The sequence below is a fragment of the Vicinamibacterales bacterium genome (genome assembly GCA_041659285.1).
In the GTDB taxonomy this organism is placed as follows: domain Bacteria; phylum Acidobacteriota; class Vicinamibacteria; order Vicinamibacterales; family UBA2999; genus 12-FULL-67-14b.
Genome location: JBAZYO010000010.1, coordinates 139727 through 152308 on the forward strand (window position 1 = coordinate 139727; position 12582 = coordinate 152308).

Below are 12582 nucleotides of genomic sequence, written 5' to 3' on the forward strand. Positions count from 1 at the left end.
CGGCGATGACCCCGACCGCCGTTCTCAACGTCGTCGGATTGACGAGGGCCCTGATGGGGCCGGACACCCCTCACCTCAACGCGCTGGCGTCGGACGGCGCGATGGCGCCGATCCGCGCCATCACGCCGGCGGTGACCTGCTCCGCGCAGTCCACGTTCCTCACCGGCCTGCTCCCTCGCGACCACGGCATTGTCGGCAACGGTTGGTACTTCCGCGACCTGGCGCAGGTGATGTTGTGGAAGCAGGCGAACCAGCTGGTGCAGGGCGAGAAGGTCTGGGAGACGGCGCGGCGGCGCGACCCGTCGTGCACCACCGCCAAGATGTTCTGGTGGTACAACATGTACAGCAGCGCGGAGTGGTCGGTCACACCGCGCCCGATCTACCGCGCCGACGGCTTGAAGGTGGTGGACATCTACACCAACCCTGCCGAGGTCCGCGACCGCATCGTGGCCGAGCACGGCACCTTTCCGTTCTTCAACTTCTGGGGACCGACCGCCGACCTCCGATCGAGCCAGTGGATCGCCGAGGCGTCGATGTCGGTGGACCAGTGGTTCTCGCCGACGCTGCTGCTCGTCTACCTGCCGCACCTGGACTACAACCTGCAGCGGCTCGGGCCTGACGACCCACGCATCCGCGAGGATGTCCGGGCGATCGACCAGGTCTGCGGGCAGCTGATCGCGCATTGCCGCGAGCGCGGCCGCCGGGTCATCGTGCTGTCGGAGTACGGCCTGGTGCCGGTGACCGGCGCCGTGCACATCAATCGCGTGCTCCGTGAGGCCGGCCTGCTGGCGGTGCGCGACGAGCTGGGCACGGACACGCTGGACGCCGGGGCCAGCGAGGCGTTTGCGGTCGCCGACCACCAGATCGCGCACGTCTACGTTCGCAACCCGGCGCGCATTCCGGAGGTGGCGGCGCTGCTGCGGGCGACGCCCGGCATCGATCTCGTGCTCGATCGCCGTGAGCAACACGAGTTCGGGATCGATCACGAGCGCGCCGGCGAGCTGGTGGCCATCTCCGCGCGCGATCGCTGGTTCACCTACTACTTCTGGATCGACGACCGGCTGGCGCCGGACTTCGCCCGCACCGTCGACATCCACCGCAAGCCGGGCTACGACCCGGCCGAGCTGTTCGTGGATCCGGCGCTGGCGCTGCCGAAGCTGGCCGTCGCCGCCACCCTGGCCAGGAAGGCGCTCGGCTTCCGCTACCTGATGAAGGTGATTCCGCTGGACGCGTCGCTCGTGCGCGGGTCGCACGGGCGCGTGACGGAGTCGCTGGATGACGGGCCGCTGATGATCTCGTCACGACGTGACGGCATTCGAGAAGACGTCGTGGAATCAACGTCGGTGCGCGACGTGATTCTCGGCCATCTCTTTGACTGACAGCCGCAGCTGGGCCACCGAGCTTGGCAGCCACAGATTAGTCACCGATTTTCCCGATAGCTTGGCTTCCCGATCTGTCCAAAGTCTGTGTCTAATCTGCGTCTAATCTGTGGCTGTGATCTGTGGCCTAGGTCCCCGGCACGGCGCGCTGGAACATCAGCGTGAGAGGGAAGCCCGCGGCTGCGGCCAGGGCGAGTACTGGTGCTCCCACAATCACGAGCATCGCCGCATCAACCAGGCAGATCCCGGCCAGCATCCACGGCACGGCGTGGCCGAGGCCGGCGTGCTTCGCCACCCACGTCAGCGCGATCACGTAGCCCCACATCACCACGCCCGCGATCACGACCGGACTGCCGACCACGCCCACCGCCGCCGCGGCCGCCACGCCGTAGACCAGCCCGCGGCACAGCCCCATCACGACCGGCCCGAACGACTGCCCCTTGTGCTTGTAGTCGTAGAAGGTGATGGCCGCCGCCAGCGCCAGCCCCCACGCCAGGGCCGGCTGCGGGTGCGGGCTCCACAGCAACAATCCCTCGCCGGCGGCGATCAACGCCCCTCCGGCGATGAAGGCTTCCGCGCGCGAGACATCACCGGCCGGAATCGGCCGGTCGGCGCGCATCCGCGCGTCGAACTCCGCGTCGAAGGCGTCGTTCAGGAACATGCCGCCCATGTAGAACAGCGACACCGCGGCGATCGCGGGCATCACCAGGCCGAGCGGCGCGCCCGCCACGATCACGGCCGCGAGCACGTTGGTCCACACCGTCGGCAGGTTGGAGATCCGGGCAAGCAGCAGGTAGGCGCGAGCACGCCTTCGCCCCGGGGCTACGGCGGCGCCAGCCCTGGATCGGCGCGGCATCAGGCCTCGAGCCTCGCGCGCGCCCAGGCCAGCTCCCGCGCAATCGCGGCGTTCATGTCCACCGTACGGTACTCGGCCGGCAGTACGTCCCACGTGTAGGTCTCGACTTCGAGGCACGTCGAGCCGGGCATCTGCTTCACGAGCTCGAGCACGGATTCGAGATACGGCTGCGTGGTGTCGAGGTCGCCCATGCGAGCGAGGAAGATCGGCACGTGGAAATGGACGCGCCATTCCCGCCCACGGTGTTGGTCACCGGCCGACAACGCGTCGGGCAGGTCGGTGAACCGGTCGAGGTGCCCGTGCGAGCACTGCACCACCTGGTGTAGGTAGGTGTCTTCGGCAAACCGCGACAGCGCCGCGCGCCCGCGTGACCCTGGTGCGGGATCGGTGACGCGCAGCGCCGAGCTGATCTGGAACTTCGGCACGCGGATGCCGGCGGCGGCCAGGCTCGCCAGCGCCGCCGCCGGATCCTCGAACTCCACCGCCATGTGGCAGGCGTCAAAGCACACGCCGAGGTGACGGCGCATGTCGTCGGCCGTCACTGCGCAGCCACGCCGCCGCGCAAACGACGCCACCGCCGCATCGTCGACCAGATAGCGCGTGAAGAAGTCCACGGCTTCCGCCGTGGTCTCGATGAAGCACGCCGGCTCCGGCTCCACGGCGAGCGCGATGGTGATGCCGGTCTCCCCGCGCAGCCGGACCAGGTGCGCCGCGTGCTCGAGCATGCCGTCGGCAATGGCGTCGGCGTCGCCGGCCGAGTGCAGATGGCCCTTGAAGGCGCCGGGCACGGTGCTGACGCTGCCCTCTTCGCCCGGACGGCTGGACATCAGCGCCGCCAGCAGCGAGGCCAGGCGGTTCGTGTAGGCGACCCGCGCGGGATCGCGCCAGTCCGGCAGGTAGACCTGCTCCTTGACGCGCTGGCCGTGAAACGCGCCGTAGGGAAAGCCGTTGATGGTGGGAACGTAGTAATCCCCGGCCTCGAGGAACGCGCGAAACTCCGCGAGCGCGGCGGGCTGCTCGAGCGCCTCGGCGGCCCTCGCCGACAGGCGCAGGCCGATCGCAAACGGGCCGCCCACGCCGAGGTGCCCACGGATGGCCGGCAGCGAGGCCCGCAGCGCGCGATCCACGTCCGCCCATGCCTCGCCGGCGTGAATGTTGGAACAGTAGGTGAGGTGAAAGCGGTCGCCGACCTTCATCGGCCGACGTTGGCCGGGCGCATCGCCGACAGTTCCTCGATCGACGCGACCACCTCCGCTGCATTCATGTCAGTGACTTCGAAGCCGTCGCCAATGCTGCGCAGCAACGTGATGTGCAGCTCGCCGCCAAGGTGCTCGCGGAACTCACGGAGGCCCGACAGCAGCGACAGCCGGCCGTCCTGATCGCGCTGCTCCAGCGCGTCATCCCACAACTGGAAGCCGATCGCCTCGAGCACCGTCGTGACGCGGGTGGCGGCGGCGCGATCGAGGTAGCCCATGCGGACCGAATAGGTGAGGTCCAGCGCGATGCCGATGGCCACCGCTTCGCCATGGCGCAGGCGATGGCCGGTGATGCCCTCGAGCTTGTGCGCGGCCCAGTGGCCGAAGTCCAGGGGCCGGGCGCTGCCCAGCTCGAACGGATCGCCGTTGCCGCAAATGTGATGCAGGTGCAGTTCAGCGGAGCGGCGGATGACGCGGGCGAGGATGGCGCTGTCGGCGGCGACCTGCGTCGCGTTGGCTTCGATATCGTCGAAGAACGGCGCGTCTTTCAACACCGCGACCTTGACGACCTCGGCGATGCCCGAAATGCGGTCGCGGCGGTCGAGCGACTCGAGAAACTCGAAGTCGTTGATCACGGCGAACGGCGGCACGAAGGTGCCGATGAAGTTCTTCTTGCCGAACAGGTTGACGCTGTTCTTGACGCCGACGCCCGAGTCGGCCTGCGACAGCACGGTCGTCGGCACCCGCACCACCCGGATGCCGCGGTGGGCAATAGCGGCGGCGAACGACGCCGTGTCGAGCACCGCACCGCCGCCGACCACCGCCACGAACGACTGGCGGTCGAGGCCCACGTCGTTGATCTTCTGGAGCAGGGCCAGCGGATGCGCGAGGTCGTTCTTCACCGCCTCCCCGCCGGGGACGATGACCGGCGCCGCGGCCAGTTCGAGGTCGTGCGCGGCCGCGTAGCGCGCGATGCCGTCCACCAGCGCCGGATTGGTGGCCGCCACCCGCGCGTCCACGACCGCGAGCAGGCGATGCCGCCGGGCCGGCTCGAGCCGGCGGACGATGCCGGCCAGCAGCGGATTGTCTGGCGCGAACACACCACGGGTGAAGTGAAGGGGAAACGCAAACGGGACCGAGAATCCGTATTCCATTCGCTTGCCTAGAACCGCGCCCGCAAGCGGGCGAGCACGTTGAGGCCGGGCTCGTCCACGCCGGAGCCGTGCAGCCGATAGTTCCGGTCGGCGAGGTTCTCGCCGATGATCGTCAGCTCCAGGAACGAACCAATCGGGAAGCCGGCCCGCGCCCCGAACACCACGAAGCCCGGCGTCGCGGTGAACATCGGGACCACCGCCGACGTGCCCAGGACGCGCGCCTGGACCTGGGCCAGCGTTTCGCCGGTGGCCACCAGCCGGCCATCGCGAACCAGGCCGCGATCGGTGGCGGTGCCCGAGAAGTACGAGGCGATCGACGCCGCCGTGCGCGTGGCGCCGATGCGGGCGTCACCGAGATCGCCGTCGGTCAGCCGATCCTGGTGCGACGCCGCGAGCACCGTGCCTTCGAGCCACCACCGCGCCGACGGCGGCTGCCAGGTCAGCGACGCGCCGCCCGTGGCCGGGGGCATGCGGCGGCGTGGCGTGTTGAGGTCGAGCTCGGTGCCGTTGGCCATCGACGCGAACACGCGGGCGCGCAGGGCGGCGGTCACGCGCAGGCGCGAATCAGCTTCGAAGCCGCGAATGCGCGAGCGGCTGACGTTGACGCGCGTCACCACCGGACGGGCCTCGCCGCTGACATAGGCGCGGCCCGCCGCGTCCTGCCGGATGATGGGATAGCCGGCCAGATCCTGGCCGACGACGTCGGCGGCAAACACGAGCGTGCGGCGTTCGATGGCGTCGTGGAATTCGAGGTCGAAGACGGTCAGCGAGCTGCTGGCGCGCCCCGAGTACCAGCGCAGCCCGGCCTCGTAGGCGAGCAACCGCTCGGGCCGCAACTGGCCCACGACCTGATCCGTGCTGACCGCGGTGGCGCCGTCGGTGGTGCCGCGGATGCCGCGGAGCTCCGCCGCGCGCCCGGGAGAAATTTCGTAGCCGGCGCCGCCGCTCAGCCCGATCGCGCCGAAGTCGAAGGCGTTGGCGGCGCGGAAGCCGCGGTTCACCGACAGGGTGAGGTTGATCGACGGCGTGACGCTGTAGACGCCGCTCGCGTTGAAGGTGGTGTCGGCGGTCCGGATCGACTCGTCGGGCACGCCAAAGGCCGCGTCGCGGCGCGAGCTGAAATCGAAGCGGCCGTAGCGCAGGCCGCCGCGGACGTGCAGCCGGCCGGGAATCACCTCGGCGTCCTGCTGCCAGAAGACGCCCGCGCTCGTGTAGCGCGTGCCGTCCGGAATGTCCGGGCGGGCGGCCACCCGCGATCCGTTCGGCTCGAACAGCGTGCGGGCGCCGGCGATGTACTCGTCGTAGACCTCGCCGCCGAAGAGGGCCTTGAAACGCGGCGCCAGTGCGCGAGTGGCCTGCACCGAATAGCCCACCGCGGTCGTGGTGTTGAACTGCTCGTCGATGCGCGCGCCGGGCCGCGCCTGCTCGAGCCGGCCGTCGGCCTGGCGGTTCACCGAGACGGTGGCCGACAGTTCGTCGAACACGGCTTGCCGCGCGCTCTCGAACCGAACGAAGCCGAAGTCGAGTTGCTGCGGACCGAACTCGCTGCGGTAGCGGCCGTTGCCGCCCATCTCCTGGTCGTAGCGATGGGAATCACCCTGCCCGGCGTGGCGATACGACAACGACACGCTGCGGCTGGCACCGGCCGGGACGCGCGCGCCGGCCGACACGCCGGCCTGCGTGTAGCCCGTGTTCTCGAGCGTGTCGCCCACCTCGGACGACGGCAGGCCGAGGAAGCGGGTGACGGCGGAATGGGAGTCGCCGCCGCCGCCGGCGCGAAGGTCCGCCGCGGCGCCAACACTCGCCGCCAGGCGCAACGCCACGCCGCGCGTCGTCAGGCCCGCACCAACCTCGCTCGAGCGCAGCCGGTTGGCCGCCCCCAAGGTGAGGCCGAGCGTGCCGCTCGCCTTCGCCGGACCCTTGGCGACCGGTGACTCGGCGAACACGCCGATGGTTCCGCCCAGCGCGTCGCTGCCGTACTGCGTTGAGGCGGGACCGCGAACGATCTCGATGCGATCGAGCCCGGCCGACGGCAGCCACGACACGTACTGGCTCGGGCCGTCGCGCCACGCCGAGGTGTTGTAGCGGACGCCGTCCAGCAAGTAGAGGTTCCGCTGGCCGGTGAAGCCGCGGAGAATCGGCGAGCCTTGCGACGCCGTGGTCTGTTGCGCCAGCACGCCGGCTTCTTCCTTGAGCGCCTGCGTGATGATCGTGTACGGGCGCGCCTGCAGGTCCGCCTGTTGGACCACGGCCGCGCCCTGGGCGACCTGGATGGCGTCCTCTTCGGCGCCCCGCGCCGGGGTCACGATAATCTGCGACGAAAACGGCCTGACGGCGAGGAGGAAGTCGAGCACCACCGGCGTCGGGCCCAATTCCACCGACTGTTGGGCGGTGACAAAGCCGTCCAGCGACATCGTGACCTGGCAGCGCTCCGCCGGCAGGTTATCGAGCCGATATTGGCCGGCGGCATCGCTGACCGCCGAGATCCGGTGGTCGCCGCACTCCACAGCAATACTGGCACCGGCCAGAGCTCCGCCGCTGCCGTCGACAACGCGGCCGGACAGCGATTGCGGGGGGGACGCGAGGCTAAGGATCAGTACAAGAGAGATCATCAGATGACTTAAGCGGATCGAATGTCCCGGTAGAAACTTTAGCGGGCTACCCGTGGCAGGTCAACGGCAAAGGAGGATAAAAGTGCTATCGTCAACCCTCCTGGAGGCTATTCAACATGTCACGAGTTTTATCGGTTTGTGCGGCTTTTCTCCTGTTCCTGTCGGCGGCGATTGGCGCGCAGGGCAATGTGTCGGGCGCGTGGGATCTGAATATCAACGGCCCCCAGGGCGCGATCACTGCCGGAGCCACGCTCAAGCAGGATGGCGAGGCGGTGACGGGAACGTTTGACAGTCCCCAGGGCACCGTGGAGGTGAAGGGCACGTTCAAGGGCAAGACGCTGGCGCTCGCCTTCAACGTCGATGGCCCGCAGGGTCCGCTCGAAATAAAGGTGAACGGCGAAGTCAACGGCGACGCCATCACGGGCATCCTCGATTTCGGCATGGGTACCGCCGACTTCACCGGCGCCAAAAAGAAGTAGGCCGCCGGCCTACTTCTTCTCGGTAAAGCCCGCGGGCAACGCGACCGACGCCGCATCGACGTCGGTCGTCAGCTTCAACATCTCCACGGACGTCGTCAGGATGGTGGCGTTCGCCTTGGCGGGCTCGTCTTTCTTGGCGGCCTTCTTGGCGAGGCCGCCGAGCATGCCGCCCAGCCCGCGTGGCCGCGGGCTCGAATCGCCGGCCTTCTGCTCTTCCGCCGCCGCGCCGGCCGGCTGCACCGCTTCCATCGTCATGGTCGTCAGGATGGCGGTGCCCTCGACCTTGCTCCCCTCGGCGCGCATCTTGTCGAGCGCCGGCTTCATCTGCGGATACATGGCCATGGCCATCGCCATGTCCTGGGCTGACGCCCCGGCGACCATCGGGCCGTAGAGCTTCTGCGCGTAGCGCCGGTCGAAGTCCTGCAGATCCTTGGTGGACGGCGCGTTCGCCGCCAGCCACATGTCGGTGGTCATCACGAGGCCGCCGGCCTGCTCGAGCGTCTTGCCCTTCTCGCGCACCGTCACGGTGATCACGGTCTGCCTGGTATCGAAGCCGTTGATCGGCTTCGCGGCGCCGGTGTTCTTGATGTCGAAGTCCACTTCCATTTCTTTCGCGTTCGGATCTTTTTCGGCCGGCTTGTCGTCAGCCTGCTCGCGCTTCGCCGATTCTTCCGCCTTGCGCTTCGCCTCTTCCATCTGCTGGCGCAACTCGGCGAAGGTGGTGACCTGGTAGGTCTTCTTCTTCATGTCGAGGTCGTAGATCTTCTCCTCCGACAGGTCGATGATCTGGCCGCTCGCGTCAGACATCGTCGCCTTGCGGCCGCCCTTGACGGCGACCACGGAAGTGACGCCGTCGCGGGCGCCCTTGCCGCCGAACATGTTGACGAGCTTGCCGATGGCGCCGCCCAGCTGGAACTTGACGCGCTGGTCGGTGCGGACATCCGCATTGAGCGGGGCCGTGGCGGCGAGACCGACGAGAAGCAGGAATGCGAGGACACGGGCGCGATTCATGGCAACCTCCTAATAACTGACCAACAACTTCGCGGCGGCCTGGATCTCCGCCTCGCTGACCAGGAACACCTCTTCGAGCGGCGGCGAATACGGCACCGGTGTGTCGAGCGCGCCGAGGATGCGGATGGGCGCATCCAGCGCCTCGAAGGCCTCTTCCTGGATGATGGCCGCCAGGCTTTCGCCAATGCCGCCGGTGCGCGAGTCTTCGTGCACGATCAACACGCGATTGCAGTGGCGGGTCACGGCCAGGATGGCGTCCTTGTCGAGCGGCGCCAGGCTCCGCAGGTCGAGCACCGAGGCCTCGATGCCCTCGGCCGACAGTTTCTCCGCCACCCGCATGCAGTGGTGCACGTAGGCGCCATAGGAAATCATCGCCAGGTCAGAACCGGCGCGCCGCAGCGCGGCCTTGCCAATCCGCACTTCCGGCACCGCCTCGGGAAGGTTCTGCTTGACCCGCGGATCGCGGTAGAGCGCGATGTGTTCGTAGAACAGCACCGGATCCGGATCGGCCACCGCCGCGGCCATCAACGCACGAGCATCCTCGGGTGTGGACGGCACCACGATCTTGAGCCCGGGCGTGCGATAGAACCACGGCTCGGTGTTCTGGCTGTGGTACGGGCCGGCATGGCGGAGGCCGCCCCACGGCATGCGCACCACCATGGGCACGCTGCCGCCCCAGCGATAGCGGATCTTGGCGGCGTTGTTGACCAGCTGATTGAAGCCGGTCGCGACGAAGTCGTTGAACTGCATCTCGCCGATCGGGCGCTGCCCGGCGAGCGCGGCGCCGACGCACACGCCCAGCACGGCGCCTTCCGCCAGCGGCGAGTTGTGGATGCGATCGCCGAACTCCTTCAGCAACGGCCGCAACAGCAGGAACGCGTTGCCGTAGTGTCCGCCGACGTCTTCACCGTAGACGAAGACCCGCGGGTCCGACCGGAGCGCGTCGCCGACGCCCAGCATCACCGCTTCGAGGAACGTGTTGCCCTTCTTGTCGAACGGCAACCCCGGCTCGAGCGGCGGCAGCTCGGCGTGGATGGGTAGCGTGAGGCGGCGCTCCGGCTCGAGCACCTCGACCCGCTCGCGCGGCGCTTCGTCGTGGAACACGCCGGCGCCGGCCATCTCGGGCCGCGGCCACGGCGCGTCGATGACCAGTTGGGCCTGCCCGTCGACCAGTTCATCGGCCCACTTCTTCATCACGTCGAGATCGCCGGCCTTGATCACGCCCTCGGCCTCGAGCCGGCGCGCATACATCGGGATGGGATCGCGCTTGGACCAGTACTCGTAGAGCTCGCGATTGGCGTAGCCGGTCTCGTGAAGCTGGTGATAGTCCCACGACGGCGGCTGGTCCTTGCCGAGATACAGCATGTCGTCGTGGTGGGCATGGCCGCACATGCGCATGGCCACGACTTCAATCAGCGTGGGACCGTCGCCGGCGCGGGCGCGCTCCGCCGCCCACGTGAACGCGGAGGCCACCTCGTCCGGATCGGTGCCGTCGATGGTGATGCCCTGGATGCCGTAGCCCGCCGCCTTGTCGGCGAACACGCGGACCGCGGAGTTCTCGCGCACCGGCGTTGACAGCGCGGTCTGGTTGTTCTGCAGGCAGAAAATCGCCGGCAGCCTGGCGGCGGCGCAGACGTTGATGGCCTCGTGCCATTCACCGAGCGAGGAGCCGCCCTCGCCGATGAAGGCCAGCGCGACGCGGTCGCTCTTCTCGAGCGAAAACGCCATCGCCATGCCGGCCATGGAGAGCGAGCCCACGGCCAGCGGCGCGGCCGCGGGCAGCACGCCCCACTCGAAGTCGCCGGTGTGCAGGTCCTTGCCGTCCATCGGCGGACCGGACTTCCCCATCTGCGCGCGCAGCACCATGCCCACGGCCTCTTGGTCGTGACGCATGGCCAGCGTCATGCCGAGGTCGCGAATCACCGGGGCCAGCACGTCGCCGCCCCAGGTGCCGTCGGCCTTGCGATACGCGGCGCCACGATGCAGGCGGACGGCGCCGGCGTAGATCGCTTCCTGCCCCAGCGATCGGAAGCCCTTGCCCTGGAACGCCATGTCGCCCCAGCGGACCTCGCCGCCCATGAAGAACTGCTTCAGCCGGTTGTCGACGCTGCGCGTGAGGCACATGCCCTTGAGGATCTCCTTGCGCTCGGCCTTGGTCAGTGACGCTTCGATGGCGGCGCGCCGCAGGAACCCGTCGCAGGCATCTACCACTTCCGCGCGCGCCTGTTCGAACCGCTTGACGGCGGAGGTGCCGGGCGTCGTTTCGGCAATGCCTTCGGGGGCCGCCACCTGGTCGTAAAGCGCCTTGGCCAGCGCGCGGCGGAACGGCGTGCGCACCGCGTCCAGCTTCACCGCGTCGCGGCTCTTGATGGCGCCAACTCCCGCACTCTCGAACGCCTCGAGCGCAATCGTGAGGGCAAACGGATGGCGTTCGGCGACAAACGCGCCAAAGCGGCTGGCCAGGCCGGACAGCTTCGAGGCATCGACCGTGCGGGACATGCGGACATTGTACCCTCGGCACTTTGGCACACCGCCGCCGGGTCGGCTGGCCGCCGTCGTGCTGCCCTCCGTCGCGCGCGGGGTGCCGTGCCGGCCGATTCCGGGTTTCGCGGCTCACTGGCTTGTGGCAGGATGACGCCATGTATCGATATGTTTCGTTTCTCGCTCTCATTGCGGCCGCCTTCGTAACGGTCGGCAGCCAGGCCTCGGCGCAAGGCGACGTCGCGGCGCGGGCCCGGGCGCTTCACAAGCAGGCCCTGCTCATCGACGGGCACAACGATTACCCGTGGGCCCTGCGCGACCTCGATCCCGGGCGCGACTTGGGCAAGGCCGACATCTCCCGGCCGGTGCCGGCGTTGATGACCGACATCCCCCGCTTGCGCCAGGGCGGCGTCGGCGGGCAGTTCTGGTCGGTGTATACGCCGTCCACCATGCAGGGCAAGGAAGCCGTGCGCGTCACGCTCGACGAGATCGACACCGTGCATCGCATGACCACGCGCTGGCCCGAGACGTTCGAGCTGGCCGGCACCGCCGCCGACGTCGAGCGTGCGTTCAAGGCCGGCCGCATCGCCGCGATGATCGGCATGGAGGGCGGGCATTCCATCGACAACTCGCTGGCCACGCTGCGCATGTTCTACGCCCTCGGCGCGCGCTACATGACCCTCACCCACTCCGCCAACCTGCCGTGGGCCGACGCCAGCACCGACACCGCCGTGCTCGGCGGCCTGTCGAAGTTCGGCGAGGAGGTGGTCCGCGAGATGAACCGGCTCGGCATGCTGGTGGACCTCAGCCACGTCTCGCCGGGAACCATGGAAGACGCGCTGCGGGTCAGCGAAGCGCCAGTGATCTTTTCGCACTCGTCGGCGAAGGCCATCTGCAACGTGCCGAGAAACGTCCCCGACAACGTGCTGCAGCTCACCGCGAAGAACGGCGGCGTGGTGATGGTGACGTTTGTGCCCGGCTTCATCTCACAGGCGGTGGCCGACCACGACGCGAAGAAGGCTGAAGGGCCGGCGCCAAGGGCGACGATTTCGCAGGTCGCCGATCACATCGACCACATCCGCAAGGTCGCGGGCATCGACCACATCGGCCTGGGGGGAGACTTCGACGGCATCACGGCGGTGGTGTCCGGGCTCGAAGACGTCTCGAAGTACCCCGACCTCACCGCGGAACTGATGAAGCGCGGCTACACGGACGGGGACATCAGGAAGATCCTGGGCCTGAACATCCTGCGCGTGATGAAACAGGCCGAGAAGGTCGCGGCCGGGTTGCAGAAGACGCGCCAGCCGTCAACGGCGACCATCGAACAGCTCGACGGCAAGTAGTGACGCACCGACGAACATTGGCCACAGAGGACACAGAGAGCACAGAGTCTTTTTTCTAAAGGCCTGTCTGG

Annotated in this window: 9 protein-coding genes; 3 read left to right on the forward strand and 6 right to left on the reverse strand. The window is 68.5% G+C overall.

Going from position 1 to position 12582, the window contains the following annotated elements; translation table 11 throughout:
- Positions 1-5: 5 nt before the first annotated feature.
- Entirely contained in the window at positions 6-1379 is a 1374-nt protein-coding gene (locus WC815_16810; protein ID MFA5910446.1) for a nucleotide pyrophosphatase/phosphodiesterase family protein, read from the forward strand.
- 127 nt (positions 1380-1506) lie between these two features.
- On the opposite strand, the gene WC815_16815 is transcribed toward WC815_16810, so the two are convergent.
- Genes WC815_16815 through WC815_16830 form a run of 4 tightly spaced genes read right to left on the reverse strand, consistent with a single transcriptional unit; the run spans position 1507 to position 7197 of the window.
- A complete protein-coding gene (locus WC815_16815; GenBank protein ID MFA5910447.1) occupies positions 1507-2235 on the reverse strand; it encodes a UbiA family prenyltransferase in 729 nt (242 codons plus the stop codon).
- On the reverse strand, positions 2235-3431 hold the full coding sequence (gene eboE, locus WC815_16820) for a metabolite traffic protein EboE (GenBank protein MFA5910448.1): 1197 nt from the start codon (positions 3429-3431) through the stop codon (positions 2235-2237). The genes WC815_16815 and eboE overlap by 1 nt, the downstream gene beginning before the upstream one ends.
- Positions 3428-4585: a 3-dehydroquinate synthase gene (locus WC815_16825; GenBank protein MFA5910449.1), complete on the reverse strand. Its 1158-nt coding sequence runs from the start codon at positions 4583-4585 to the stop codon at positions 3428-3430. The genes eboE and WC815_16825 overlap by 4 nt, the downstream gene beginning before the upstream one ends.
- 8 nt (positions 4586-4593) lie before the next feature.
- Complete coding sequence (locus WC815_16830) at positions 4594-7197, reverse strand: TonB-dependent receptor (protein ID MFA5910450.1); 2604 nt, start codon at positions 7195-7197, stop codon at positions 4594-4596.
- Between the two features lie 116 nt (positions 7198-7313).
- Between WC815_16830 and WC815_16835 the strand changes: the two genes are divergently transcribed.
- Positions 7314-7676, forward strand: a complete 363-nt coding sequence (locus tag WC815_16835; protein MFA5910451.1) for a hypothetical protein — start codon at positions 7314-7316, stop codon at positions 7674-7676.
- A gap of 9 nt (positions 7677-7685) precedes the next feature.
- Here the strand turns inward: WC815_16835 and WC815_16840 are convergent, their stop codons facing one another.
- Together WC815_16840 and WC815_16845 are read right to left on the reverse strand one after the other, a co-directional pair.
- Positions 7686-8687: a hypothetical protein gene (locus WC815_16840; GenBank protein ID MFA5910452.1), complete on the reverse strand. Its 1002-nt coding sequence runs from the start codon at positions 8685-8687 to the stop codon at positions 7686-7688.
- Positions 8688-8696: 9 nt separating this feature from the next.
- Positions 8697-11186: a thiamine pyrophosphate-dependent enzyme gene (locus WC815_16845; protein MFA5910453.1), complete on the reverse strand. Its 2490-nt coding sequence runs from the start codon at positions 11184-11186 to the stop codon at positions 8697-8699.
- Positions 11187-11326: 140 nt separating this feature from the next.
- Here WC815_16845 and WC815_16850 point away from each other — a divergent pair, with 140 nt between their 5' ends.
- Positions 11327-12511 (forward strand): dipeptidase, encoded by a 1185-nt coding sequence (locus tag WC815_16850; GenBank protein MFA5910454.1) that lies wholly within the window; start codon positions 11327-11329, stop codon positions 12509-12511.
- The last annotated feature ends 71 nt before the right edge of the window (positions 12512-12582 follow it).

Coding starts and splice junctions, on each gene's coding strand:
- WC815_16840 (MFA5910452.1), bottom strand. CDS start 8,687: ATGAATCGCGCCCGTGTCCTCGCATTCCTGCTTCTCGTCGGTCTCGCC.
- WC815_16810 (MFA5910446.1), top strand. CDS start 6: ATGACCCCGACCGCCGTTCTCAACGTCGTCGGATTGACGAGGGCCCTG.
- eboE (MFA5910448.1), bottom strand. CDS start 3,431: ATGAAGGTCGGCGACCGCTTTCACCTCACCTACTGTTCCAACATTCAC.
- WC815_16825 (MFA5910449.1), bottom strand. CDS start 4,585: ATGGAATACGGATTCTCGGTCCCGTTTGCGTTTCCCCTTCACTTCACC.
- WC815_16815 (MFA5910447.1), bottom strand. CDS start 2,235: ATGCCGCGCCGATCCAGGGCTGGCGCCGCCGTAGCCCCGGGGCGAAGG.
- WC815_16845 (MFA5910453.1), bottom strand. CDS start 11,186: ATGTCCCGCACGGTCGATGCCTCGAAGCTGTCCGGCCTGGCCAGCCGC.
- WC815_16830 (MFA5910450.1), bottom strand. CDS start 7,197: ATGATCTCTCTTGTACTGATCCTTAGCCTCGCGTCCCCCCCGCAATCG.
- WC815_16850 (MFA5910454.1), top strand. CDS start 11,327: ATGTATCGATATGTTTCGTTTCTCGCTCTCATTGCGGCCGCCTTCGTA.
- WC815_16835 (MFA5910451.1), top strand. CDS start 7,314: ATGTCACGAGTTTTATCGGTTTGTGCGGCTTTTCTCCTGTTCCTGTCG.